The organism is Nocardia sp. JCM 34519.1 (assembly GCF_020361265.1).
Taxonomy (GTDB): domain Bacteria; phylum Actinomycetota; class Actinomycetes; order Mycobacteriales; family Mycobacteriaceae; genus Nocardia; species Nocardia arthritidis_A.
The window spans coordinates 199,973-224,899 of sequence record NZ_JAIRBR010000014.1 but is presented as its reverse complement, the minus strand read 5'-3'; the positions used below and the strand labels follow the sequence as shown (position 1 = coordinate 224,899).

At 67.8% G+C, this 24,927-nt stretch carries 19 protein-coding genes; 7 read left to right on the top strand and 12 right to left on the bottom strand.

Annotation, left to right across the window (positions count from 1 at the left end; genetic code table 11):
* Window position 1: 1 nt before the first annotated feature.
* A complete protein-coding gene (locus LGY53_RS29535; protein ID WP_225729964.1) occupies window positions 2-2,176 on the top strand; it encodes an MMPL family transporter in 2,175 nt (724 codons plus the stop codon).
* A gap of 124 nt (window positions 2,177-2,300) precedes the next feature.
* On the opposite strand, the gene LGY53_RS29530 is transcribed toward LGY53_RS29535, so the two are convergent.
* From LGY53_RS29530 to LGY53_RS29485, 10 genes are all read right to left on the bottom strand, one after another.
* Window positions 2,301-2,903, bottom strand: a complete 603-nt coding sequence (locus LGY53_RS29530; protein ID WP_225729963.1) for a hypothetical protein — start codon at window positions 2,901-2,903, stop codon at window positions 2,301-2,303.
* Window positions 2,904-3,008: 105 nt separating this feature from the next.
* Window positions 3,009-6,302, bottom strand: a complete 3,294-nt coding sequence (locus LGY53_RS29525) for a hypothetical protein (RefSeq protein ID WP_225729962.1) — start codon at window positions 6,300-6,302, stop codon at window positions 3,009-3,011.
* A 145-nt stretch (window positions 6,303-6,447) separates the two neighbouring features.
* The gene (locus LGY53_RS29520) at window positions 6,448-7,206 is read right to left on the bottom strand and encodes a S9 family peptidase (protein ID WP_225729961.1); all 759 of its coding nucleotides are present in this window, start codon (window positions 7,204-7,206) and stop codon (window positions 6,448-6,450) included.
* A gap of 35 nt (window positions 7,207-7,241) precedes the next feature.
* A complete protein-coding gene (locus tag LGY53_RS29515; protein WP_225729960.1) occupies window positions 7,242-8,747 on the bottom strand; it encodes a serine hydrolase in 1,506 nt (501 codons plus the stop codon).
* 67 nt (window positions 8,748-8,814) lie between these two features.
* A complete protein-coding gene (locus LGY53_RS29510) occupies window positions 8,815-9,606 on the bottom strand; it encodes an alpha/beta fold hydrolase (protein ID WP_225729959.1) in 792 nt (263 codons plus the stop codon).
* An 84-nt stretch (window positions 9,607-9,690) separates the two neighbouring features.
* Window positions 9,691-10,086, bottom strand: a complete 396-nt coding sequence (locus LGY53_RS29505; RefSeq protein WP_225729958.1) for a VOC family protein — start codon at window positions 10,084-10,086, stop codon at window positions 9,691-9,693.
* 16 nt (window positions 10,087-10,102) lie between these two features.
* Window positions 10,103-10,828, bottom strand: coding sequence for a CPBP family intramembrane glutamic endopeptidase (locus LGY53_RS29500; RefSeq protein WP_167472081.1), 726 nt, complete (start codon window positions 10,826-10,828; stop codon window positions 10,103-10,105).
* A 29-nt stretch (window positions 10,829-10,857) separates the two neighbouring features.
* Entirely contained in the window at window positions 10,858-11,793 is a 936-nt protein-coding gene (locus LGY53_RS29495; RefSeq protein WP_225729957.1) for an RluA family pseudouridine synthase, read from the bottom strand.
* Window positions 11,794-11,817: 24 nt separating this feature from the next.
* Window positions 11,818-12,267, bottom strand: coding sequence for a TIGR03667 family PPOX class F420-dependent oxidoreductase (locus LGY53_RS29490; RefSeq protein WP_225729956.1), 450 nt, complete (start codon window positions 12,265-12,267; stop codon window positions 11,818-11,820).
* Between the two features lie 39 nt (window positions 12,268-12,306).
* A complete protein-coding gene (locus LGY53_RS29485) occupies window positions 12,307-12,501 on the bottom strand; it encodes a hypothetical protein (protein WP_225729955.1) in 195 nt (64 codons plus the stop codon).
* A gap of 360 nt (window positions 12,502-12,861) precedes the next feature.
* Between LGY53_RS29485 and LGY53_RS29480 the strand changes: the two genes are divergently transcribed.
* From LGY53_RS29480 to LGY53_RS29470, 3 genes are all read left to right on the top strand, one after another.
* Window positions 12,862-13,473 (top strand): maleylpyruvate isomerase N-terminal domain-containing protein, encoded by a 612-nt coding sequence (locus tag LGY53_RS29480; RefSeq protein ID WP_225729954.1) that lies wholly within the window; start codon window positions 12,862-12,864, stop codon window positions 13,471-13,473.
* A gap of 108 nt (window positions 13,474-13,581) precedes the next feature.
* Complete coding sequence (locus LGY53_RS29475) at window positions 13,582-15,432, top strand: ABC transporter ATP-binding protein (protein WP_225729953.1); 1,851 nt, start codon at window positions 13,582-13,584, stop codon at window positions 15,430-15,432.
* A complete protein-coding gene (locus LGY53_RS29470) occupies window positions 15,429-17,159 on the top strand; it encodes an ABC transporter ATP-binding protein (protein WP_225729952.1) in 1,731 nt (576 codons plus the stop codon). Before LGY53_RS29475 ends, LGY53_RS29470 begins: the two co-directional genes overlap by 4 nt.
* 19 nt (window positions 17,160-17,178) lie before the next feature.
* On the opposite strand, the gene LGY53_RS29465 is transcribed toward LGY53_RS29470, so the two are convergent.
* Together LGY53_RS29465 and LGY53_RS29460 are read right to left on the bottom strand one after the other, a co-directional pair.
* A complete protein-coding gene (locus LGY53_RS29465; RefSeq protein WP_225729951.1) occupies window positions 17,179-17,880 on the bottom strand; it encodes a siderophore-interacting protein in 702 nt (233 codons plus the stop codon).
* A gap of 77 nt (window positions 17,881-17,957) precedes the next feature.
* On the bottom strand, window positions 17,958-18,431 hold the full coding sequence (locus tag LGY53_RS29460) for a hypothetical protein (protein WP_225729950.1): 474 nt from the start codon (window positions 18,429-18,431) through the stop codon (window positions 17,958-17,960).
* A 198-nt stretch (window positions 18,432-18,629) separates the two neighbouring features.
* Between LGY53_RS29460 and LGY53_RS29455 the strand changes: the two genes are divergently transcribed.
* From LGY53_RS29455 to LGY53_RS29445, 3 genes are read left to right on the top strand one after another with little or no spacing between them, the layout of a single operon-like run.
* A complete protein-coding gene (locus tag LGY53_RS29455; RefSeq protein WP_225729949.1) occupies window positions 18,630-19,916 on the top strand; it encodes a SidA/IucD/PvdA family monooxygenase in 1,287 nt (428 codons plus the stop codon).
* A 51-nt stretch (window positions 19,917-19,967) separates the two neighbouring features.
* Complete coding sequence (locus tag LGY53_RS29450; protein ID WP_225729948.1) at window positions 19,968-20,909, top strand: methionyl-tRNA formyltransferase; 942 nt, start codon at window positions 19,968-19,970, stop codon at window positions 20,907-20,909.
* Between the two features lie 40 nt (window positions 20,910-20,949).
* Window positions 20,950-24,924, top strand: a complete 3,975-nt coding sequence (locus tag LGY53_RS29445) for a non-ribosomal peptide synthetase (protein WP_225729947.1) — start codon at window positions 20,950-20,952, stop codon at window positions 24,922-24,924.
* Window positions 24,925-24,927: the final 3 nt, after the last annotated feature.

The window sequence follows — 24,927 nt, the reverse complement described above, 5'->3', positions numbered from 1 at the left end:
AATGTTCGCTCGGCTGGGACGCCTCGTCGTGCACCACCCGTGGAAGGTGATCGGCCTGTGGGCGCTGATCGCCGTCGCGGTGATGGTGACCGCGCCGAAACTCCAATCGACCGCAGACCAATCCCAGTTCCTGCCATCGCATTACGAGTCCGTGCAGGCAATGGACCTACAGCAGAAGGCATTTCCACAGAGCTCGGCGCCCGCCGCGCTCATCGTGTTCGAGCGGACCGACGGCGCGGCGCTGACCGACGCCGACGCGGCTGCCGTCTCCGGGGTCGGCGCACAGCTCACCAGCCGGAACATCAAGGATGTCACCGCGATTCAGGTGACACCGCCGTCGGAGAACCGGTTGATCCAGATCATCGCGGTGCAGATGACCAAGATGACCAGCCAGACCGACACCAGCCAGATGGATGCGGTGAAGGCGCTGCGTGACGCGCTGCAACCGCAGCTGCACGACACCGAGCTGAAGGCCGGTATCACCGGTCAGGCCGCGCAGTACCTCGATCAGCAGGATTCCAGCACGAAGGGTATGGCCATCATCGGCATCGCCACGATCGCGCTGATCCTGGTGCTGCTGCTGGTCATCTTCCGCAGCCCGGTGATCGCGCTGCTGCCGATCGTGGTGATCGGCGCGATCTCCGGGGTCGTGAACGGGCTGATCGCCCAGGCGGCCAAGGCATTCGACCTACAGGTCGACAGCTCGGTGAGCACCATCCTGCTGGTCGTGCTGTTCGGCGTCGGCACCGACTACATCCTGTTCCTGATGTTCCGCTATCGGGAGCGGCTGCGCGCCGGTGAGGATCCGAAGACTGCCATGGTCAGCGCCGTCACCAAGGTCGGCGAGGCCATCACCTCGGCGGCGGGCGCGGTGATCATCGCGTTCCTGGCGCTGACCCTGTCCACGCTCGGCATGTTCCGCGCGATGGGTCCGGCGCTGGCGATTGCGGTCGGTGTCGCGCTGCTGGCCGGGCTCACCCTGGTCCCCGCGGTGGTTTCGCTATTGGGCACCAAGGTGTTCTGGCCGTCGAAGGCGTGGCGGAACGAGCCGAGGGGTGCGGTGTTCGGTGCGATCGGCGGTGCGCTCGGCCGGCGTCCGCGGGCGTTCGCGGTGGTGTCCGGTGGACTGCTGGTGGTATTCGGGATCTTCGCCTTCGGTTTCCACCCGACCTTCGATATGACCTCCGGTTCGACCAGCGCGTCGTCCGAATCCACGGTCTGGAGCAAGGAATTGCTGAAGGGCGTGCCCGCGGGTGTCACCCAGCCCTCGGATGTGCTGCTGCGCTCGGACGGCGGCGAGCTCACCTCGGATCAGCTCGGCGGGTACCGGAACGCACTGGCCGGGGTCCCGGGTGTCGGGCAGGTTGCCGAGCCGCGGCTGTCGGCGGATAAGACGGTGGCCGACTTCCAGGTCACGTTGAGTTCGGCACCGGAGTCCGATGCCGCACTCGATACGGTGCGCGGGCCGCTGCGGGATACCGCGCATGCCGCGGCGCCGGCCGGGACGACGGCCGAGGTCGGCGGGATGACGGCGGTGTTCGTCGACTTCAAGGATGCGATGAACCACGACTACACGATCGTGTTCCCGGTGGCGGCGCTGCTGATCATGGTGGTGCTCGGTCTGTTGCTGCGCAGTCTGGTGGCGCCTTGGTATCTGATGGCCTCGGTGTTCCTCGGCTTCGGCGCGACGCTCGGCGCGGCGGTGCTGCTGTTCCAGCACATCAAGGGCAACAGCGGCCTGATCTTCATGCTGCCGGTGATCATGTACCTGTTCGTGGTGGCGCTCGGCACCGACTACAACATCCTGATGGTCGCGCGTCTGCGTGAGGAGGCGCGCGCCGGACGCAACCCGAAACAGGCCGCGGCGCTTGCGGTCCGGCACACCGGGCCGACCATCGCGGCGGCCGGGTTGATCCTGGCGGGCACCTTCGCCTCGATGATGTTGGCGGGCAACGACATGCTCTCGCAGATGGGGTTCGCCATCTCGGTCGGCATCGGGATCGCGGCCTTCGTGATGGCGATGTTCTTCACCCCGGCCGTCACGGCGCTGATGGGGCATGTGGCGTGGTGGCCGGGCCACGGCGATCGCGGCGCGAAGCCGGAGGGTCGTTCGCGGATCGACGAATACGCCGGGTTCGAAGCCTTCTATCAGCAGGAGGCGCGGGCCGGTCGGTGAATCACCGGGAAACGGCGCTGCGGTCGAATTATTCGGCCGCAGCGCCGCTTTCGGCGTTTACGTGAGTACGGGGGCGAATCACGTATCGCCGTTATCGCGCACCGCTACGCCGGTTGTCCGCCGCTCATCCGGCGCTGCCGGTGGACGGGCGATGGCGAAGTTGTTCGCATAACGCGTGATCGGCGTCGGGGCGGTCGTGACCGTCACGGGCGCAACCCTGTTGGGTGAAGCCGTCGCGGCCGTAACCCCAGCGGTCGAAGCCCGCGCGATTGAAGCCGCCCGAATCGTAGCCCCAGCGGTCGTAACCCCAGCGGTCGTGACCGCTGCGGTCGTAGCCCGACTGGTCGAAGCCGTCACGGTCGAAGCCGTTGCGGTCGCGGCCGAAACTGTCGTAGCCCCAGCGGTCGTAACCCGCTTGGTCGCGGCCGTCCGGGCCGTAGCCGTCGGGGGTGCGGCCGCCGTTGCAGGCCAGATCGCCGGGAACGCACGATCCGGGTGTCGGCGCCGGTGGGGTTACCGGGGGTGCGGTGACCGGCGGCGGTGTCACCGGCGGGACAGTGACCGGTGGGGGAGTCACCGGGGCGGGCGCCGTCGGCGCCGGGGTTATCGGTGCGGCCTGGGCCGACGTGCCGACGGCTATCGGGGTGAGCAGCAGCGCCGCGGCGACGACGGACTGCGCCGCGGCTCGGCCGATCGCACGGGAATCAATGGTCAACAGCAAATCCAACGACCTCCTAGCAAGCGTGGAGCGCAACCTCGCACTCCGACCTACCTATCGGTCGGTTGTCCGTTTTTGCTACGAAATCGGCTGTCGGATAGCGGATTTCGTCCATTAACCGCTAATCGCGTACGGGCGACGGACCTTTCGCGCACATTCGAGCACCTGGGCGATCGCCGAGCGGGACAGGCCGACCTCGGCGCCGATACTGGTCGGCGTCCACGATTGATCGGCGAGGGTGAGGATTTCGGCGAGCTGCTCGACCGGCATCGGCGAGAGCCCCCGGCCGACGATGGCCCGCGCGACCGCCCAGATGCCCGCATCATCGTTCTCGGGCTCGATCAGCTGTGCGTCGGCGGCCAGCTCCTCGGCCGAAATCGCCTCGGCCGCTTCCCGGATAACCTCGCTGGCACTGCGGGCGCCCGCGGATTTGCCGCGATCGATGACTATCGGCCTGGGCTCGGAGCGCTCACGGGCCGGTGCGGATTGCGCCTCGCTTCGGGCCGCGCGCAGCGAACCCCGGGTCGCCGGGTGCGGCGCGACCTTCGCGGTGCGGCGGCCCCGGCTCGATTCGACCGGATCCGCGTCGACGTGCAGTTCCAATTGCTCTGAGCGGCTGCGGCTTTCAAGGGCTCCCTCCGAATCGTCGGCGGACCTGGAGCCGCCCGTGCTGGCGACCCGGCGAGTGGAACGCACGGCCTGTGCGGTGGAAGAAACGGGTTCGGAGACGGCGGCGGCGCTCGCCGAGGCGCGGGTCGCGGGACCCGAGGTGGTAGGCGCTGCGGAGGTCCTCGAACTCACATCGTCGGCGTCGGTGTCTCGGTGGGTTGATTCGGTGCGGTACGCGGTTGCCCGGCCGGTTGCCTCGCCGGGGTTCGCTGAACCGTCGGCGTCACTGAGAGTTACTTGATCCGTTCCGGCTTCGGCCGACGCCAATTCGGTATGTGCGCGAGTTGTCGAGCTGCCGCCGTTAGCCGCTGGATCAAGGTCGGTCCTGGCCGAAGCAGAGCCGGTGTGTGCGTGCCGATTGTGATTGCTGGTCGGCTGGGCGTGCCTCGTCGGGGCGTCGGCGATCTCGGCGTGAGTTGTCGAGGCGTCGGCGGCACCGCTGGTGGTCGCTGGGTTCAGGTCGGTCGAGGCCGAAGCCGGGCCGGTGTGTGTGCGCCGATCGCTTTGACTGGTCGATTCGGCGTACATCGCTGGGTTGTTGGCGGTCTCGGCGTGAGTTGTCGAGGTTTCAGCGGTACCGCTGGTAGCCGCTGGACCCAGGTCGGAGGTGGCCGAAGCCGAGCCGGTATGCGTGTGTCGAGTGCTATGGCTGGTCGGCTCGGTGTGGCTCGCTTGGTAATAGGCGGTCTCGGCGCGAGTTGTCGAGCCGTTGGCAGCGCCACCGGTGGCGGCTGGAGCCAAGTGGGCGGCGGACGGGCTCGAATTCGTGAGTGTTGTTGCGCGGTCAGCGGTATCTGCGCGGCTTATCGAACCGGTACCGGGCGGGGCAGACAGCTGATCGGCCTTCGTGTGCTGACCATACCGAGCTGCGGTGGACGCCTCGGAGCCGTTGTGCGAGTACAGGTTTTCCGCTGCATGTGGGAAGTCGACGGTACTGGCGTCGCCGGGCGAATCGAGGGTGCTCGCCGCGGTTGCGTGCGGAGTGAAGGCTGCGCCGGCGGAATCGTATTGGCTGCCAGCGATACCCGTCGAAACGTTGGTCGGCTGCACGTCATCGATGACTTCGGCCGCACCGGGCACGGGCTGTTCGGCGCGGCGCTCGTCGGCGGAATAGGTCGGTCCGGTGGCGGAGGACGTCGTGGGCTGCGCTGCGGTTGTGGGCTGCGGCCAGGGCGTATGTGCTGGGCTGGGCGCGGGTTGTTCAGCGCGCTGCTCGTCAGCGGAATAGGTCGGTCCGGTGGCGGAGGACGTCGTGGGCTGCGCCGCGGTTGTGGGTTGCGGCCGGGGTGTGTGTGCTGGGCCGCGCGCGGATTGTTCGGCGCGGTGCTCGGAGGCGTAAGAGATTGGTCCTGCACCCGAGGACGTCGTAGACTGCGCCGCTGCTGTGGGTTGCGGCTGAGATGTACGTGCCGGGCCGGTCTCGAATCCGTTGTGGCGCAGAGCCGCTTGGTGCGGCATGGTCTGGGCGCCGGTGGAATGTGCTGATTCCGTGACGAAGTCCGATGTACCGGTTGCGGAGGTCCTGGCCCGGATTTCCTGTGCCGTGTCGGAGTCGAGCTCGAAACCATTGTGGCGCAACGGTGGTTGCTGGCGGTTGGGGGCATCGGATGCGGTGGGGTCCGTGATCGATGCATTGGGATGTGTTGTGCGCGACGGGTATTCGCTGTGGAACTCGTCGACGGGGCGGCTCGGACGGTTTCGGGCGCGGGTTGTGCTTTGGGCGTGGTAGAGCAGGGTTTCGGTGTGGTCGACGCGGGCGGGGTCGGGGGGCCAGGTGTTGGTGAGGTTGCGCATGGCTGCGCCGGTGAGGTGTTGTGCGTCGAATTCGGTGAGGCGGGCGGTGAGTTGGGCGGTGGGCTCACGACGGTTGACGGCGGCGAGTTCCCGGATTCCGGTCGGATCGTCGGAATGCGGCGCGGTGACGGGTGCGCCGCGCTCGGTGGTGATGTGGCGGCGCGGGGCGGGCGCTTCGTCATCGGATGTGACGGGCACGCCATCGATGAGCATCGCGTAGCGCGCGGAAACCCAAGCGTGCAGCCAGATTACGACGCCGACCATAATCGGCGCGATGGCGTATTCCGCGGCCCGGCCCCATTCTCCGGCGGCGAGATGCGGGCCCGCGTTGAGCGCAATGGTGGTGCCGAGCAGCGCGGTCTCGAAGAAGACGACCTTGCCGCGGTCGAGGTCGCGGCCCCAGCGGGCGGCGGTGGTGGCCACCACCATGATGGTGATGATCGGGATGGAGATCATCGCCTCGATGCCGTAGCTGAGCCAGTACAGCGGGTCTGTCATATCGCCGCTGGGCACCAGATTGTGCTGCACGTTGACCCCGGCCCACACCATGCCGAGCACGACGACCCCGATCAGCGCGCGGGCCGACCATTCCGCGCGCCGGTACAGCTGGGCGAGCCGCGCATCCTGACTGGCGGCCCGGCGGCGCGCCGCAAGCGCCCGCCGATGCCAGCGGGCGTCCTCGTCCGCCGCGCGCTCGATGTGGCGGGCGGTGCGCCGGTCGCGCTTCTCCGCGGCCAGTTCGTCGGCGACGGCGCGCCGCCGCTGCCCCCGCCGCTTGGCCCGAACCCATTCCGCCAGTTCGCGTTCCGCGTCGATCTCGGCCTCGGACAGCACCTCGAACAGCGCCGAGTCGTGCTGCAGCGGCAGCTTGCCGCGCGCCACCGCGACCCGCTGTGCCAACGCGGCGATCTCGTCGGAGTTTTCCTGCGACTGTCGGTCGACCATCGCGTGCCTTCCCTGGAGCAGGTGTCGGGCCGAGCACCGGCGCTGTTCGGTCTCGCTGTGTCACTCGAACATATGTGTGATCGAAGTGAGATTAAACCGACACCCGCCGTTGGTCAATGCCGGCGGATTATCCGCATGTCGCCGATTACGCCGGGGATATCAAGCGCTGCACCGCCTTTGTCACGAAAGTCCATGCGGCAGAAGCGGGATCGATGATTTGGAAATGATCGGCCCCGGGCGCGAAGACGAGTTCGGCGCCCGACCACGCGCAGTAGTCGCGGCCGATGTGGATCGGCACGCGCTGATCCGCGTCGCCGTGCACGACCGCGGTCGGGACCGGAACGGGCCCGAGCGCCGACGGATTCGCGGCGGCGTAACGCTCCGGGAATTCATCGGGTCCGCCGCCGAGGAAGGCCGCGACCGCGCCCTCCCCGATGCCCAGTCGATACGACTCGGCCAGATCCGCGACGGGGGCGAGTGCCACGATGCCGATGACTGGCGGCTGTTCCGTTGTGCGCCAAGTGGTTTCGCTGGGCAGCCGGTGCCGCAGCGCCGCCCACAGCGCGAGCTGGCCACCCGCCGAATGGCCGACGTAGCCGATGCGTCCCTGCTGGATACGGCCGGGAAATCGCTCATCGATCAGCGCGGGCAGGGTGTCGATGGCGCGCGCGACATCGTCGAGGGTTGCCGACCAGGCGCCGTCACCGCGCCGGTATTCGATATTGGCGACGACGTAGCCGAGTCGCGCGAGCGCCGCGGTCGCGGCCCCCGCGTGCTGACGATCGACCATCGTCCGCCAGTAACCGCCGTGCAGGTACAGGATCAGCGGAACGGGCCGGGGCTCCTCGGGTAGGTATATATCCGCGACCTGTTCGTCCAGCGGTCCGTATTCGATGGTTGTCATTGCTGCGTTCTCCGAATTATGTTGGTGCACAGTATCTACTCCGAATTATCGGATATCCTCACTGGTGAATAGCCGACCTTATCGGACAGTGCAGCGCGATTTTTCCGCAGCCACAATCGAATACCTCGCGCGATCAACACGGTGAGTCCGGAAAGGGTTGCCACGCCGAGCAACACGACCAGAGCCGGCCAAACGTACATCACCTGCACGAAGGTCCCCGAGCGTCCCGCGAACACCAGCCCCGACAGATCGGGCAGGAGCAGCAGGATCACCGGCGGCAGCAGAAACGGCGCGAGTCGCAATGCGACGAGCCAAGGGGGCCTGCCGTTTTGGCGATCCGCCCAACGCCGGGCCCGGAAGACGCAGCCGATGCCGAACGCCAGCACGCCGACCGTCGCAGCGGCGAGCAGCCAGTCCGCGTAGATGCCCCAAGGTCTGCGCACATCCGGTGCGTGGCCCTGGATGATGGCGACCAAACCGTCCGAGATCAGCGGCGGATCGTCTTGCAGCGCCAGCCCGGTATCGGCGAGTACCGTTATGCCGTAACCGGATTCGGGGAGCAGCAGTTGTTCGGCGGTGTAGGTGAACCAGTCGCCGGTGTGGAAGATCTGTTCGGGGCCGCCGGATTGTTTGCGCCGCCAACCCATTCCGTACTCGTCGCGGCCAACGGGCTTGTGCATCAGGTCGATTGCGGCGGTGGAGACGAGCCTGCGGCCGTCGGCGGTCACACCGCCGTTGTTCTGCGCGATGAGCCATGGCGCGAGATCGGATGCGGTGGTGATCATGCCGTGGCTGCCGCCGACGAACCAGTCCGGTTCGGGTACCGGGATCGGTATGCCGTAGGCCCGGACATAGCCGTGCGCAATATTTTTCGCGTCGCGCGCGGTGTCGACGGTGCTGGTGGCGCGCATGCCGAGCGGGGTGAACAGGTGATCGCGGAGGTAGTCGGCGTACGGCATACCGCCGACGACCTCTACGATGCGGGCCACCACCTGGTAATTGGGGTTGTGGTAATGGAATGCGGCGCCGGGGTCGTCGGCGAGCCGGGCCTCGTGTAACCGGCTCACGGCCTCGGCCAGGTTGTGCGCCTGGGGCCAGCGCAGGTCGGGAAATGCGGTGTCGGACATGCCGGATCGCTGATTCAGCAACTCGCGCACGGTAATTCGCGACCCGCGCGGGTCGGCGAGCCGGAAATCGGCGAGGTAGCGCTGGACGGGTGCGTCCAGATCCACCTTGCCCGCGTCGACCAACTGCATGATGGCCAGCGCGGCAAAGGATTTACTGACCGAGGCGATCGGCATCGGAGTATCGGCGGTGATCGCGGCGCCCGTGGAATCGTGGCCGTAACCCTTGACGTACAGCACCCGCGCGCCGTGCGTGATCGCGATGGCGGCCCCGGGTAACCGGGTGCGCGCCATATAGTCCGCGACGAACCTGTCGACGGCCGCCCGATCGAGATCCGGTTCCGCCGATCCGGCCGCGGGTGGCAACAGCAGCAACAGCACCGCGAGGATCAGACCTAAGCGGATTCCGACGCGCATCAGGCCAGTGTTGCCGATCGGTCGCCGCCGGGCCATGGGACACGGTTGTGATCCGTGGAACCGGTTTTCAGAGTTCGGCGAGGAAGCCGTTGACGGCGTCGGCGAAACCCGCGGGTTCGCTGGCGTAGACGAAGTGATCGGTGTCGAGCTCGGCGAGCCGGGTGTTGGGCCGCCGCGTCACCATTTGCTCGGCTTGACCGGCGGGGACGGCGCCGCGCGTGCCCCGGATCAGCAGCGCCGGGCAATCCGTTGCCAGCCAGTCGGCCCAGTGGTCGCCGTGCGCATTGTGCTCCGACTCCACTATGTCCAGCGGGTGGAAGGGCAGCGCCCAGGTGCCGTCGGCCCGCTCCCGGATGAGCGCGCCGAAATGCGCTGCGAACGGGCCCATTCGCGCGATGAGGTCCGCGCGGGTCGCACCCTCGTATGGCAGCGTCGCCAGGAATTGCAGCGGGTTCGAGCCGTCGAGGCCGAGCGCGACCGGGCTGTCCACGTCGATGAGCGCGCTGACCCGCTCCGGATACCGGGCCGCGAGTTGGTAGCCGTTGATGGCGCCGAGTGAATGGCCGAGGACCACAACTTCTTTCAGCTCGAGGTGGTCGAGCAGCGCGAGGAGGTCGGCGAGGTAGCCGTCCCGCGAGTACTCCGCGGCGCGATCGGAATATCCGTGTCCGCGTTGGTCGAGCGCGATCAGCCGCCAGCCCGGCGCGAGCGCGGCCGCCAGCTCGGCGAAGCTCGCGCCCTCCGACATGTGCCCGTGCAGGGCGAGCAGCGGCCGCCCCGCATCCGCGAAGTCGAGGTAGGAGAGTCGCCGTCCGTCGACCGCGAAGCTGGAGCGGATGCCGGTGGTGAGGTTGGTCATCGGGGTTCCTTCCGTGCGATGCCACCGACCGTACACCCGTCTTGAACATTCGTACAAGACGTGTGTGTGAGACAAATGTGTAATTCAGGCGTCCTTGTGGCAGACCGCCTCGAGCATGATGTCGTCCGGGCCGAGCCAGAAGGTCGCGTAGTACGGCGGCGGATACTGCGGGAACTCCTGTGGTGCGTGCAGGATTTCGGCGCCGCGGGCGCTCGCCCAGTCGTGCACGCGGTCGACCGCGGCCCTGGTCGGCACCATGAAGGCCAGGTGCTGCAGGCCCGGCCGGGTGCGGGAGTAGCCGGGCGTCTCGGCCGGATAGAAGAAGAGATAGGTGCCGACCTTGCCGTCGGCGGGGCGGTAGGCGAATTGGTCCTGCGTCCGCAGCAGCGGCTCATAAGCGAGCAGCGGCATCAGATCGTCGTAATATGACTGGGCCGCAACGAGATCGGAGACGTTGATCCCTAGATGTCCGAGTGGCATCCAGAAAATCTACGCCTCAGGACAGCGTGGTGTGCCAGACGATGGCGGCGGCCAGGGCGCCCGCGCCGTTGACGGACCAGTGCAGCGCGATCGGCGCGAGCAGGCTGCCGCTGCGACGGCGCAGCCAGGTGAAGACGACGCCGGCGCCCGCGGTGGCCGCGACGGCGAGCAGGATGCCCAGGATCTGGCCGGCGACTCCGCCGCCGAGAAATCCGCTGAGACCGCGGTTCCCGCTGGTCAGCCCCAGTGAGGACGCGACGTGCCACAGCCCGAAAAGCATTGAGCCCGCCGCGAATACGCCCCGCGCGCCGTACACCCGGTCCAGTGTTCCGTGCAGCACGCCGCGGAAGGCGAGTTCCTCCGGAATCACGGTCTGCAGCGGGATGACGATCATCGAGGCGATCAATGCGCCGGAGATGGTGGCATAGCGGTTGGCCAGGAAGAACGGGCGGGTCACCGGCAGCGCGGCGCCGATGGCCACCGCCGCGAGCACCACCGCGACCGCGGCCACCGCGTACAGCGAACCGCGCCGCCAGTGTCGCGGTGAGAGTCCGAGCTCGGCCCAGCCCAACCCGCGCCTGCGCACCAGCGCGAGCAGTACGACTGCCGCGATCGGCACGCTGAGGATGCTGGCCCATGCGGTGGTGAAATGGGCGATCAGATTCGTGCCCGCGAGCACGACGACGACCACCGCGACATCGATGTACGCGTGCACCTTGCGACGGGAGTCCTGGACGAGCACCCGGCCAGTCTACGGATGACCGGCGGGACTCATGCGTCGCCCGACCAACCGGCGAGGTCCGTCCACGCCCGCAAGGTGCGGGTGGTTTCGAAGCGCCGCGGCTCACGGGTCACCGGATCGGTGAATTCCAGCGTCGACGCGAGCAATTGCAGCGGCCGGGTGTAGTCGTCCACCGGCTTGTCGGTGACGACGGGGTAGAAGTCGTCGCCGAGGATCGGAATGCCGAGACCGTTCATATGCAGCCGAAGCTGATGCGTCCGGCCGGTGTGCGGGCGCAGCCGGTAGCGGCCCAGCCCGTCGCGATGTTCGAGCAGTTCGATCTCGGTTTCGGCATTGGGTTCGCCCGGCACCTCCTGGGCGGCCAGCACCTGCTTCTCCTTGATGATCCGGCTGCGCACCGTGCGCGGCAGCGTCAGCTCCGGATCGAAGGGCGCGATGGCCTCGTATTCTTTACGCACCCGGCGCTTCTGGAACATTGTCTGATAGGCCCCGCGCAGCGCCGGATCGATGACGAACAGCACCAGTCCCGCGGTCACCCGGTCCAGCCGGTGCGCGGGCACCAGATCGGGCAGGTCGAGTTCGCGGCGCAGGCGGACCAGCGCGGTCTGCAGAATGTGCTGACCGCGCGGGATGGTGGCGAGGAAATGCGGCTTGTCCACCACGAGCAGCGCGGCGTCACGGTATACGACGGTGATGTCGAACGGCACCACCTGTTCCACCGGCAGATCCCGGTGGAACCAGACGGCGCCACCGGGAACATAGGGTGCGTCGGGTCCGACGGGGCCGTTCAGGTCGACGATGCCGCCCTCGCGCAGCAGCTCATCGATCCGGGCGGACGGAACCCGCGGCAGGCGCTCGACCAGGTGGTCGCGGATGGTCGCCCAGTGCCCGTCCTCCGGGAGCCGGAGGCGGGCCGGGTCCAATCCGTGCCGCTTGGGTAGCGGCGGCTGCTGCCTGCGTCTCATCGGGATAGACCCTAGGGCACCTGGTCAGAAGCCGCGCAGACGGTCGGGCGTGATTCGGACGACCGTCGAGTACTTCGCGTAGAACTGCTCGGGTGTCAGCGAGATGGAAGTCATGCCTTTGCGGTATTTGGTTGTGAAGGCCTCGATCTCGTCGGGTGTCGCGCCGTTCGGGTCGATCCTGGCGGTACCGGTGAGCACGGCGACATCGTTGCCGCTGGCGGCGGTGTTCAGATTCAGTGCGACGCGCGGGTTGCGGGTGAGGTTGCGCAGCTTGGCCTGATTCGGCTCGCTGAACAACAGGAATTCCTCGTCGCGCCATTGGAACCACACCGGGTTCGGCTGTGGGGTTCCGGATGCGCCGACGGTGGTCAGCCAGATGACGGTCTCGCGGGCGAGGCGTTCGGTCACCCGCGCGCCATATTCGGTATTCGGGTCGACGACGGATGCGGATCGATCGGATTCCGTTGCGGTCATGATCTCGAAAACATCCGAGCGCGGCGCCTGATTCCGCGCTTACGGTTCGGCGCGCTCGTCCAACACCATCAGTCGCGCCTCGACGAGCGTCTGCCGGGCGCGGCGGCGCACTTTGCACAGCTCTACGCTGCAGGCGAGGTGCACCTGCATCGCTCGATGCGCTTGTGCCGGCGTGAGTTCGCCGGGGTCGGTACGGCAATCGGTGAATGAGAAAATGGTCTTTGTCACCAACATCGGTAAGCTCCTATTGTGTTATCGGCGACGGTGCGGTCCGGCCGCCGCATCATTCTGGTTCGATCGAAATTACTTGTGCCGCGCCGTTTTCGGGCACCCATGGTCGACCGTTCAACCAACCTTCGGTATTTCGTCGGAACGGTGATATGCAGGAGTCTCGTCAGTTATCGCAGTGCGCCGCAAAGGATTCGGCGCGGTTAATAGTTGACCCCTGTTGCGGAAAGTTTGACCGGTCGCGTTTCGGTTTCCGGAACCGGCGTAAAGCCCGAGCTTCCGACCATGGAATGTTTTAATCAGTTCTACCGGTACCGGGTCGCGACATACGCTGAATGCGACGGCGTTCGCGCGACGGGAGGGCTCATGGAACACGAATTGCTGCAAGAACTTTGGTTCTCGTGGGGTGAGCGCGGCGCCGTGCTCACCCGGGCGCAATGGGCGACGCCGACCAGATTGCCCGGCTGGACCGTCCGAGAGTTGTTCGCGCACACCGCACCGACCCCGTCGTACCTGATCCCGTCCCGAACCGCGGTGGTGGACCGGCCCGCCGCATTCTCCAGCGGCGCGGAGATCCTGCGCTTCTTCAACCGTCCCGGCGGGTTGGCGCACACTGGCGCGGATGTCATCGCCGAGGATGCGCGCGACGCGGCCGCCGGTCTCGAAACCGCCGTGCTGGTGCGGCGATTCGCCGAGGACGGTCCCGCGGGTTGGGCGCTGCTGCGGGAGTTGCCGCCCGAGGCCGTGCTCGAGCGCCCGTACCTCGGCACCGCGACGCTCGGTGCGATGTACGAGATCGCGGTAATGGAGGCGACGGTGCATCTGCTCGATCTGGTCGCGGCCGTCGGCGGACCGCCGCCACCCGCCGCCGCACTGCGGCTGACCGGCGAGATCCTGGTCGCGGTCGCCGATCCGGTCGAGTTCATCGAGGCGGCCACCGGGCGTACCGAAAGGTCTGTATTGCCCGTTATGCGCTAGTTGCTGACATCCCGCTCGGTCGGAATATAAGTTAGCCTAACCTATGAAAGCGGTCGCCAGCTGGTGCGACCGGGTTATGGCGGTACCACGGTCGAGAGGCGAGGACGGATGACGGTAGCGGTCGCGCCGCCGCCCGACGCGGAGACGGGCAACCGTCCGCCGCGAGCGGAGGCGAAAGCGCGTAAGCAACGGGAGGCTTTGGCGCGCAAGGAGATTCTGGCTCCGGTGCGCCGGACGCTGACGATGGCGAGCCTGCTGGTCGCGGTGGCGTCGGTGTGTTCGGTGGTGCCGTTCGTGCTGATCGTCGCGGCCTGCCGGGAACTGTTGGCGACCCCGGTGGACACCAGCCGGGTGTGGTGGCTGCTCGGCGTCGCCGTGCTGGTGCTCGCGGTGCGTGCGCTGCTACAGGCCGCCGCGCTCACCTGGTCGCACCTGGTGGACGCCGGATATCAGCTGACGGTGCGCAGGTTGCTCGCGGCCAAGCTGACCAGGGTGCCGCTGGGCTGGTTCGGCGAACGCACCTCCGGCGAGGTGAAGAAGTATCTGCAGGACGACGTCGCGGCGCTGCACTATCTGGTGGCGCACGCGCGCTTGGACTTCGTCGGCGCGTTGACGGTGCCGCTGGTAACGCTGGTATACCTGCTCACCGTAGACTGGCGGCTCACGCTGGTGCTGCTGATTCCGCTGATCGCCTACGCCGTGCTGTACAACCGGATGATGGATCAGTCGGGACGGGACCGGTTCGCCGTGTACACCCGATGGGAGCGGCGCACCCAGGAGGTGGCCATCGAATTCGTCGACGGCATCCAGGTGGTGCGCGCCTTCGGTCAGGCGGGCAAGGCGCACAGCGCTTTTCAGGAATCGGTGGATGGGCAGTCGCGGGCCCTGCGGCGGTTGAAGCTGCCGATCGTCGGGGTGCAGTCGGCCTCCGACGTCGTGGTGATGCCGGTATTCGTGATGTTGATCGTGGTGGTTGCGGGATTGTCGGCGGTCGGGCTGGATTGGCTCGGGCCACTCGATGTGCTGCCGTTCCTGCTGGTGGGCCTCGGCCTGGGCAGTTCGCTGCTCGGATTGGGTTACGGCGCACAAGCTTTGCGGGCCGCGGGGGTGGCCGCGGTCCGGCTGTACGAGTTGCGGCAGACGGCCGAGCTGGCCCCCGGAGAGTCATCGGACCCCGGAGAGTTATCGGACAGCGCCGCAACGGATTCCGGCGTCGTTCGATTCGAGGGTGTCAGCTTCGGCTACCGTGACGGCCACGACGTGCTGCGCGGCGTCGATCTCGAACTCCGTCCCGGCACCATTACCGCGCTGGTCGGCCCGAGCGGCTCCGGGAAATCGACACTGGCCAAACTACTGCCGCGGTTCTACGACGTGGGCGCTGGCCGAATCACCATCGGCGGCCGCGATATTCGCGATCTCCCGAGCGAAGAGCTGTATCGCACGGTGGGATTCGTCTTCCAGGACGTCCGGCTGATCCGCGGTTCGATTCGGGACAATCTGCGGCTGGCCCGGCCGGATGCCGACGATGCGGCACTGGAGCGGGCCGCCCGCGCCGCGCAGATCCACGACCGGATCATGACGCTGCCGCGCGGCTACGACTCCGAGATCGGGGTGGATGCCACGCTGTCCGGCGGTGAGGCGCAACGGCTTTCGATCGCCCGTGCGCTGCTCGCCGACACCCCGGTGCTGGTGCTGGACGAGGCGACGGCCTTCGCCGACCCGGAATCCGAGGCGGCGGTGCAGGACGCGCTCGCCGAACTGGTGGCCGGGCGGACCGTGCTGGTGATCGCGCACCGGCTGCACACCATCACCGGCGTCGACCGAATCCTGGTGCTGGAGAACGGAACCCTGGTGGCGCAGGGCGACCACGCGAGCCTGCGCGATGCGGGCGGCACCTATCAGCGACTGTTCGAGATCAACGAGGCGGCATTGGCCCTCGTGGAAGGGGCGCGGGCATGATTCGCAAGGTACTCGGGCTGGTTCCAGCCGAATTCGCCGGGCTGACACCGAAATTGTTCGCCGTCATCGTGGCGCAGGCGCTCAGCCAGGCCGTCGCTTATCTGTTGCTGGTGCCGGTGTTGGAGGCGCTGTTCGACGGCGATCTCGGCCGCGCCTGGGCCTGGACGCTCGGTATGGCGGTCGCGGTCGCGGCCGTCCTCGTATTCGGCTATCAGCAGGCGGCACTCGGGCTCCGGATCGGTGTCGGGATGCAGCACGGACTACAGACCCGGCTCGGCGATCAGCTGAACGCGCTGCCGCTCGGCTGGTTCGAATCCCGTGCGGCCGGGCCGATTTCGCGGATCATCGGGGAGAACGTGCGCGAGCTGCAGGGCCTGGTGGCCTATCTGCTCGCCAAAGTGGTTACCGCCGTGCTGGTTCCGCTCGGGGTCGCGGTCGGCATGCTGTTCATCGACTGGCGTATCGCGCTGGCCATGCTGTTGGCCGCGCCGGTGCTGTATCTGGTGAACGGCCTCGCCAACCGGTCGTATTCGCGGGCCGATGCCCGGCTGCACGACGCGGCGGCCGAGGCCGATTCGCGGGTGGTGGAATTCGCGCAGGCACAGCCGGTACTGCGGGCCTGCGGTGCGGTGGGCGCGGGTAACCGGGCACTGGAAAGCGCACTGGCCGAACAGCGTTCGGCGAGCAGGCGGCTGCTGTTCGCATCGGTGCCCGGCCTGATCGTCTTCGCGCTGTTCGTGCAGGCGGTCTTCCTGGTGCTCGTCTATATAGCAGTGGGCCGGACCACCGGTGGCGCCATTTCGGCCGCCGCGGCCATCGCGCTGATCGCGGTGAGTTCGCGTTTCATCGAACCGCTCAATCAGGCGGCGCAATTGGGCACCGCGCTACGGACCGCCGCGGCCGCCGCGGACCGCATCACCGGGCTGCTCGCCGAGCCGGTGCTGCCGGAGGTGACGAAGCAGGTGACACCGGGCGAACCCGAAATCGTCTTCGACGACGTGACTTTCGGCTACCAGCCGGATAAGCCGGTGCTCGCCGGGTTGTCGTTCACCGTGCCCGCGGGCAGCACCACCGCCATCGTCGGGCCGAGCGGCGCCGGTAAGACGACACTGCTGCGGCTGGCGGCGCGCTTCCACGATGTCACCGGCGGCCGGGTGCTGGTCGGCGGGCACGATGTGCGGGAACAGCCGTCGGAGACGCTGCTGAATCAGCTCTCGCTGGTGTTCCAGAACGTCTATCTGTTCAATCGCTCTGTCGCGGAGAATATTCGGATCGGCAGGCCGGATGCCACCGACGACGAGGTGCGGCGCGCGGCCGTGGCGGCCAGGGTCGACGAGATAGTCGAGCGGCTGCCCGACGGTTTCGACACACCCGTCGGCGAGGGCGGTGCGGCATTGTCCGGCGGTGAGCGGCAACGGGTTTCGATCGCCCGGGCGCTGCTGAAGGATGCGCCGATCGTGCTGCTGGACGAGGCGACCAGCGCGCTGGATCCACACAGCGAGGCCGTCGTCGTGCGTGGCGTGCACGAATTGACCAGGGATAAAACGGTGATCGTGGTGGCGCATCGGCTGTCGACGATCGCGCACGCCGACCAGATCCTGTTCGTCGATGGCGGGCGGATCGTCGAACGCGGCACGCACGACGAGCTTTTGGCGCGCGATGGCCGCTACGCGGCGTTCTGGAACGAGCGGTCGCGCGCGGCCGGTTGGCGCTTGGCCGCGGTGTAGCGCGACCCGGAGCCCGGGCCTACTTCCAGTAGGCCCGGGCTTTGACGGCGGTTTTGGGCAGGCCGTGCACCGTGCGGAAGGTCTTGCTGATCGCGCGAGTGGTCTGGCCGCAGCACGCGATCCAGGCGTAAGCGTCTGCGGGGCAATCGATTTCCTGTGCCTGCTCGCGCATCAGCCGTCCGCTGTCCAGCCGCTGCAGCCAGGTCACCTCGTGGTGCGGCTTGTTGCGGACCGGCAGTGTGGTGTCGGATTCGTGCTGCCATTCCAGCCAGACCCGGGCGGGGGTGTCGCCGATCGCGTCGAGTAGCGAGTTGATGGCGGGCAGAGAGGCGGTGTCGCCGAAAAGCAGGTATTCGCGGGGGGTTACCTCGGGCAGGGTGAAATCGGAGCCGAGCACGGAGGCGTCGATCTGATCGCCGACCGCGGCATTGCTCGCCCACTGCGCGGCGGGCCCGTGATGCAGTGCGAATTCGATCCAGCAGCGGTCGTTTTCGGGATCCGGGTCCACCAGGGTGTAGCCGCGCTGGTGTTCCTTGTCGCCGTTGGGGATCCAGAGCCGCACCCACTGGGTGGGATGCACCGGGTGGTCGGCGAGCAGACCTCCCGTATCGAAGCCGAGCCGAATGAATTTATCGGTGATCAACTCGGTGGAGGTGACGGTGAGCCGGTAGTCATCGGCCCGCCACGCCTTCAGCATCAGGCCTTCGAATCCTCTTCCCATGATGCTAAGCCTAACCTAACTAGAGCGAAAAGGCCGATGGTCCGCGACGGGCGCGGACCATCGGCGTAGGTCGCGGTTCAGACGTTGCAGGGCAGGCCCGCGAATCCGGCGATCTTGCACAGTGATTCACGGCTCAGCTTCCATTTGCCGTCTACCTGCCGCCAGGACAGCTCGACCAGTGGCATCTCCGGATAGCCCGGCGCGACCGTCTTCAGCTGCGCGGTGGTGCGGTCGCCCTCGGTGCCGACCGGGCCGACAATGGACCACTGGTAGCCCGGCAGCGTATCGATGATGGCGGCGACCTGGTCGATGATCGGCAGTCCGGCCTCGCCGACCTCCAACTCGGCGGCCCGATCGGCCCGCGCCGCACCGCGATTCAGTGCGAGTTGGAGCTTTGCCTGCAGTTCGCCTGCGCTCGGTGCCGCGGCTAGGTACGCGCTCGGTGCCGCGACGGCCGGTGCGGCGGTCAAAGCCGCGCCTGCGGGGCCGAGCAAGGCGGCGGCGGTCACTGCGATCGCGGCGGCCGCCGCGCGATTCTTGCTGGTAATCATGGTGATCCAATCGTTTTGGGGATGTCGGTGGCCCGTTCGTCGCCGTCGCGCGCGACAGCGCGATACGATGCCGCTCTGGAATATAAGGTAAGCCTATGCAAATATGGGGTCCGTCGTTTCGGCCCGAGTCCGATCGCGCAGCTGAGCGCGCTCGCGAATAGCTGACAGGTGGCTGGAATCACAGAGTTGGGAGTATCCGTGGACAGGCTTCTGGTGGTCGGCGGCGGACCGAAGGCGATGGCCGTCGCGGCCAAGGCGCATGTGTTGCGCTCGCTCGGGCTGCCCGCGCCACATGTGGTGATCGTGGAATCCCATGCGGTGGGCGGGAATTGGCTGCCGAGCGGCGGCTGGACCGACGGCAGGCACCGGTTGGGGACCAATCCGGAGAAGGATGTCGGCTTCCCCTACCACTCGACCTGGGCGCGCGGTCATAATCGCGCGATCAACGAGGCGATGGTCGCGTTCGGTTGGACCGCGTTCCTGGTGGAGCGGGGCACTTACGCGGAGTGGGTGGATCGCGGCCGCCCGAGCCCGCACCATCACGTCTGGGCCAAATATCTGCAGTGGGTGGCGCGCAAATCCGAGGTCGAGGTGGTTTTCGGCACGGTGGAGCGGATTTCGCCCGCGGGGGAGGGCTGGCTGGTCTCGGTGACCGAGGCGGGTGGCGCGGTCACCGAACTGGCCGCGGATCGGTTGATGATCACCGGTCCCGGGCGCAGTGATCGCGCATTCGCCGACCATCCGAAAATGCTGAGCATCGCGGAATTCTGGAATCTCGCAGGTAAGCGCAGGCTGCCCGCCTCCTCGCGAGCCGCGGTCATCGGCGGCGGCGAGACCGCGGGTTCCGCACTGGACGAGCTGGTCCGGCACGACGTGCTGACGGTCTCGGCGATCTCGCCCGCGGCCACCCTCTACACCCGCGGTGAGAGCTATTTCGAGAACTCGCTCTACAGCGATCCGGCGAAGTGGCGGGCGCTGAGCCTGGCGGAGCGCCGAGATGTGGTGCGCCGCACCGACCGTGGTGTGTTCTCGGTGCGGGTGCAGGAGAATCTGGTCGGCGACAGCCGGGTGCATCACCTACAGGGCCGGGTGGTTCGGGTGGTCGATCAAGGTGAAACGGTGGCACTGACGCTGCGCAACGAGCTGCGCCCGGATCAGGTGCTCGCCTTCGATCTGGTGGTCGACGCGACCGGCGGCCAGCCGCTGTGGTTTCTGGAGCTGTTCGACGCCGACGCCGCGGATCTGCTCGAGCTCGCCGTCGGCGGTCCGATCAGCCAGGCGCGGATCGAGACGGCGATCGGACACGATCTGGCCGTCTCCGGTCTGGCGGCGAAGCTCTATCTGCCGAATCTGGCCGGGCTGGCGCAGGGACCCGGCTTCCCGAATCTCAGTTGTCTGGGCGAACTCTCGGATCGGGTGCTCGGTTCGTCGCCCGTGCGCTCCGCCACAGTGTCGTATGCCGACGCGAATCGGGCAGTTATTTAGGTTAGGCTGTCCTCATTATAGCGCGCTCGGCGAAGGTGAGGTTCGGTTCATATGCGCATCGTGTCGTTCGGCTTCCAGACCTGGGGGCGCAAAACCCTGCAGGCGCTGCTCGATTCGGGGCATGAGGTGGTGCTCGCGGTCACCCACCCGGCCAGTGCGCAGTCGTACAAGGCGATCTGGTCGGATTCGGTCGAGGAACTGGCCAGGGCGCACGGCATCCCGGTGCATCTGACCGAGCGGGCCGACGCCGAGACCATCGACCTGGTCAAGCGGGCCGAGCCGGACGTCATCGTGGTGAACAGCTGGTATACCTGGATGCCGCCCGAGCTGTACAACCTGCCCCCGCACGGCACGCTGAACCTGCACGACTCGCTGCTGCCGCGCTTCACCGGTTTCTCCCCGGTGCTATGGGCGCTGATCAGCGGCGCAACCGAATTCGGCCTCACCGTGCACCGGATGGATGAGCAGCTGGACACCGGCGATATCCTGGTGCAGCATCGGCTGCCGATCGGCCCGAAGGCGACCGGCACCGAATTGGTGCTCGCCGGAATGGAATTGATTCCCGGCGCGATCCGCGAGGCGCTCGACGCACTGGAATCCGGCACGGCGGTGTGGCGCCCACAGGACAAGTCGCAGCGGACCTACTTCCACAAGCGCAGCGAGCGCGACAGTCGAATCGATTGGCGCACAACGGCGGTCGACTTGGAGCGGTTCGTGCGCGCGCTGTCCGAACCATATCCGCGCGCGTTCAGCTTCTACCGCGGCGCGAAGGTCGAAATCCTGCACGCCGAGATCTCCGAGGCCGGTTACGGCGGCACGCCAGGGCGAGTGATCGTGCAGGAGGGCGGCGGTGTCGTGGTGTGCGGGCCCGACGCCCATCGCGGAAATAACAAGGGGCTCTTGATCAAACGCGTGCGCACCCCCGATGGCGTCGAACAACTGGGTGCCGAATTCTTCAGTGGCGGAGGTTATCTCACCGACACGCCGGAGTGAACGGCCGTGGCAGCATCGTCCGACCAGAGGCCGAAGGAATATGTCGACCATCGAAACAGCCAGACAAGCGGTGACTTTCGCGCGTCCGCTGTCCGCGGCGCAGCGCAGGGCCTGGTTCGTGCAGACCAGGGACCCCGATGACACCACCCTCAACACCTGTCTCGCCTTCCGGCTGACCGGCGCACTCGATCCGGCCCGGCTGCGTCGTGCGGTCGAAACCGTGGTGGCCAGGCACGACATTCTGCGCACCACATATGGCTGCGGCCCCGATGGCGAGCCGGTGCAACTCGTTCGCGACGAACTGCCCGGGTGGTGGCGCGAATACGACGTGTCGACGGCGACCGAACTCGGCCGGGACCGCAGGGTGCGGGTGCTGATTCACCGGGCGCTCGGCAGAGCGTTCGATCTGGCCGATGAGGCGCCGCTGCGGACTACGCTGATCCGGACCGGCGCGACCGAATTCGTTTTCGTACTGATCGCGCACACCATCTGCTGGGACGATGACTCGTGGGACATCTTCCGCTCGGAGGTGAACGCGGCCTACCACGGCACCGAATTACCCACGCTCACCACGCAATTCGTCGATATTGCGGTCTGTGACGACCGGGCGGACGAATCGGCGCTCGGGTTCTGGCGGGACACGCTGCGGCCGCTGCCGGGCGCGCTGGAGCTGCCGGGTCGTCCGACCGGTGTTTACCCGCCACCGGTCGGCTCTGCCGCTCGCCAGTCCACCAGTGGTGCCCGGCGGAGCGAGCGGTGCACCGTAGCGGTGCCCGCCGACCTGGTCGGTCAGGTGTCCGCATTCGCCACCGCGTACCAGGTTTCGGCATTCGCGGTGCTGTTCGCCAGTTATCAGGCGATCGTCCACCGGTACACCGCCGCAACCGATTTCCTGGTCGCGGTGCCGGTGACGGACCGGGATCCGGCGAGCGTATCGATGATCGGCTACTTCGGCGATACGCTGCTGCTGCGCGCGACACCGCGGCCCGGCGACCGGTTCGCCGACGTTGTTGTCGCGGTCGAGTCGCACTGCGCGGCGGCCTTCGCGAACCAGGGTGTCGGCATCGACCGGGTGGTGCGCGAACTCAATCCGGACCGCAGCGCCGGTCGCGACGGCCTGGCCGAGCTGGTGCAGATCGGCTTCGGTGCGCGGGAGGGTGCGCGCGGCTTCGAATTCGATGGAATCAACTGTGCTGCCGTCGAATTCGGCGGCCATGCGGCTCAACTGCCGCTGTCGGCGACCGCGGTGCTCGACGGGTCGGCGGTGCGGCTGGAAGCCGAATACCGCAACGATGTGCTGTCCGCCGAATTGGTCGAGCAGTTGCTGCGGCACTGGTTGACCCTGCTGCGATGCGCACTCGCCGATCCGGCCCGCCCACTCGGCGCGTTGGAGCTGTTCGAGCCGGATGAGCGGGCCGAACTGCTCGCGCTCTCGCGCGGCCCGGTGGTGCCGACCACGCCGGGCACGGTCGTCGAACTGTTCGGCCGCCGGGTGGCCGCGACACCCGATGCGGTGGCCGTCGTCGCGCCCGGTCGTGCCGGTGCACCCGACCTGGAGCTGACCTACGCGGCACTGCATCAGCGTGCGAATCGGTTGGCGCACTGGCTGATTCGCCAGGGCATCGGTGCGGAGGATATCGTCGCGTTGCGGCTGGGGACCTCGGTGGAATTCGTGGTCGCGGTGCTGGGCGTGCTCGCGGCGGGTGCCGCGTATCTGCCCGTCGACCCGGCGGGGACCGGCGCCGGGGTGGCGTGCCGACTGCTGCTCGACGCGGCCGATCTCGCAGCCGCCGAGCAGGCGGCGGCCGTGCTGCCCTGGCACGCGCCGACCGATGCCGAGCGGGTGCGCCCGCTGCGTCCGGACAATCTGGCCTACCTGGTCCACACCTCCGGGTCGACCGGAAAACCCAAGGGCGTACCGGTTTCCCATGCCGCGCTGACCGAACACCTCACCGGTTTCGCGGCCGAATGGGGTATCGGACCCGCGGATCGGCTGTTGCAGTCGGCGCCGGTGGGTTTCGACGCGTCGCTGCTGGACATTTTCGTGACGCTGACCGTCGGCGCGCGCCTGGTCATTCCGAAACCCGATGCGTTCAACGACATTCCGTACATCGCGGAGCTGATCGCCCGATACGGCGTCACGGTGCTGCACCTGGTGCCATCGACGCTGAGTACCTTGCTGCTGCTGCCCGAGGTGAGCGAATGGCGGGCGCTGCGCCATGTTCCGGTCGGCGGCGAGGCGCTGCTCGGTGAGGTGGCCGATCGGTTCGCCGGTGTATTCGACGCCGAATTGCGCAACCACTACGGCCCGACGGAGGCGGTGGTCTCGGCAACGCATTTCACCGTCGACGGCCCGCAGGGCACCGGGATCGTGCCGATCGGCAGGCCGAATCGGAATGTGTACGCTCACCTGCTCGACGCGCGGCTGCAGCCGGTGCCGCACGGCGTTGTCGGCGAAATCTATTTGGGTGGAAATCAATTGGCCCGTGGCTACCTGAACCGGCCCGGCCGGACCGCGGCCCGCTTCGTCGCCGATCCGTACCTGCCAGGGCAGCGGCTCTATCGCACCGGTGATCTGGCGCGGCGCGGCCCCGACGGGGTGCTGGAATTCGTCGGCCGGGCGGATGCACAGGTGAAGGTGCGCGGGCACCGGGTGGAACTCGGCGAGGTGGAGGCCGCCATCGCCGGCCATCCCGCGGTGGCGCAGTGCGTGGTGATCGCCGCGACCGACGCCGCGATCGGCACCATGCTCGCGGCATACGTCGTTCCCGTGCCCGGCGCGGCCATCGAGCTGGAATCGGTGCGGGCACATGCCGATACCGTGTTGCCCGGATATCTGCGGCCCGCGGCGTACACGGTGCTGGCGGCGATTCCGCGCACCGCCAACGGCAAACTCGACCGGTCCGCGCTGCCCGTCGCGGTTCGCACTGCGCGCCGACCCTATCGGGAACCGGTTTCCGCCAACGAGATTCGGCTCGCCGAAGAGTTCGGACGGTTGCTCGGGCTTGCGCGGGTCGGCGCCGAGGACTCGTTCTTCGAACTGGGCGGGCATTCGCTGCTCGCACATCGGCTGCTGGCGTGGATCCGTGACGCATTCGGCATCGGGCTCGACGTGCGGGTGCTCTTCGACACCCCGAGCGTCGCGGGTCTGGCGGCGCTACTGGAGGCGCGCACGGCCGAGGCGAGCCGGGTGGTGCGCGCACCGGAGCTGAGCGACGAGGTGCGGCGGCGGGTGGTGCAGGAGTGGGCCACCGGTGTCGAACTATCCGATGTGCCAACGCTTTCCGCCCTCCTCGGGCGCGGCCGGACCTTTCCGGCAGACCGCGTCGCGATGCGCTGCGGGACTACGGAGACGACATACGGAGAGTTCTTCGCTGGACCGCCCGGGGCGCTCGGCGGGTTGGCCGCGGCGCTCGACGCGACCGCCCGGCGCGGCGAACAGCTCGTGCTGCCCGGTGTGGACGGGGCGACGATCGTGCTCGACGGCGCGGCACTCGCCGCGGCCGTGGCGGACCGGCGTGCGGTGCTGGCCGACAGCCGCCCGCGCACCGATCCCGCGCTCGGCCGGGTTGCGGTGCGTTCGACCGATGCGCCGCTGCGGAGCGTGCGCTGCTGTGTCGAACTGCTGGCCGCGCTCGCCGACGGCGCAACCCTGGTGATCGATCCGGAGGTAGTCGAAAATGATTCGGCAAGAAAGACTTTCAGCTACCGCGTGGCCGGGTACGCGGGGGTTGTCGCGCGCGGACCCGCGCCCGGCTCCCGGCGGGTGCGCCCGGTGCCGGGCGCGAAGGTGCTCGTGTTGGACGAGTCGTCGCAGCCGGTGCCGCCGGGAGTGCCGGGCGCGGTGTATGTGGGTGGCGCGGCGCTGGTTTCCGGATACCGGGACGCGTCCGCGGCCGATCGGTTCGTCGCGGATCCGTTCGTCCCGGGCGCCAGGCTGTTCCGCACCGACGATCATGCGCACTGGGATGCCGAGGGTTGGCTGGTGCTGGCAGCAAATGATAGGTTAGCCTAACCT

Bases quoted from the DNA above. Each gene is read 5' to 3' on its own strand.
- LGY53_RS29535 (WP_225729964.1), top strand. From the start codon at position 2: ATGTTCGCTCGGCTGGGACGCCTCGTCGTGCACCACCCGTGGAAGGTG.
- LGY53_RS29525 (WP_225729962.1), bottom strand. From the start codon at position 6,302: ATGGTCGACCGACAGTCGCAGGAAAACTCCGACGAGATCGCCGCGTTG.
- LGY53_RS29520 (WP_225729961.1), bottom strand. From the start codon at position 7,206: ATGACAACCATCGAATACGGACCGCTGGACGAACAGGTCGCGGATATA.
- LGY53_RS29515 (WP_225729960.1), bottom strand. From the start codon at position 8,747: ATGCGCGTCGGAATCCGCTTAGGTCTGATCCTCGCGGTGCTGTTGCTG.
- LGY53_RS29510 (WP_225729959.1), bottom strand. From the start codon at position 9,606: ATGACCAACCTCACCACCGGCATCCGCTCCAGCTTCGCGGTCGACGGA.
- LGY53_RS29505 (WP_225729958.1), bottom strand. From the start codon at position 10,086: ATGCCACTCGGACATCTAGGGATCAACGTCTCCGATCTCGTTGCGGCC.
- LGY53_RS29495 (WP_225729957.1), bottom strand. From the start codon at position 11,793: ATGAGACGCAGGCAGCAGCCGCCGCTACCCAAGCGGCACGGATTGGAC.
- LGY53_RS29490 (WP_225729956.1), bottom strand. From the start codon at position 12,267: ATGACCGCAACGGAATCCGATCGATCCGCATCCGTCGTCGACCCGAAT.
- LGY53_RS29485 (WP_225729955.1), bottom strand. From the start codon at position 12,501: ATGTTGGTGACAAAGACCATTTTCTCATTCACCGATTGCCGTACCGAC.
- LGY53_RS29480 (WP_225729954.1), top strand. From the start codon at position 12,862: ATGGAACACGAATTGCTGCAAGAACTTTGGTTCTCGTGGGGTGAGCGC.
- LGY53_RS29475 (WP_225729953.1), top strand. From the start codon at position 13,582: ATGACGGTAGCGGTCGCGCCGCCGCCCGACGCGGAGACGGGCAACCGT.
- LGY53_RS29470 (WP_225729952.1), top strand. From the start codon at position 15,429: ATGATTCGCAAGGTACTCGGGCTGGTTCCAGCCGAATTCGCCGGGCTG.
- LGY53_RS29465 (WP_225729951.1), bottom strand. From the start codon at position 17,880: ATGGGAAGAGGATTCGAAGGCCTGATGCTGAAGGCGTGGCGGGCCGAT.
- LGY53_RS29460 (WP_225729950.1), bottom strand. From the start codon at position 18,431: ATGATTACCAGCAAGAATCGCGCGGCGGCCGCCGCGATCGCAGTGACC.
- LGY53_RS29450 (WP_225729948.1), top strand. From the start codon at position 19,968: ATGCGCATCGTGTCGTTCGGCTTCCAGACCTGGGGGCGCAAAACCCTG.
- LGY53_RS29445 (WP_225729947.1), top strand. From the start codon at position 20,950: ATGTCGACCATCGAAACAGCCAGACAAGCGGTGACTTTCGCGCGTCCG.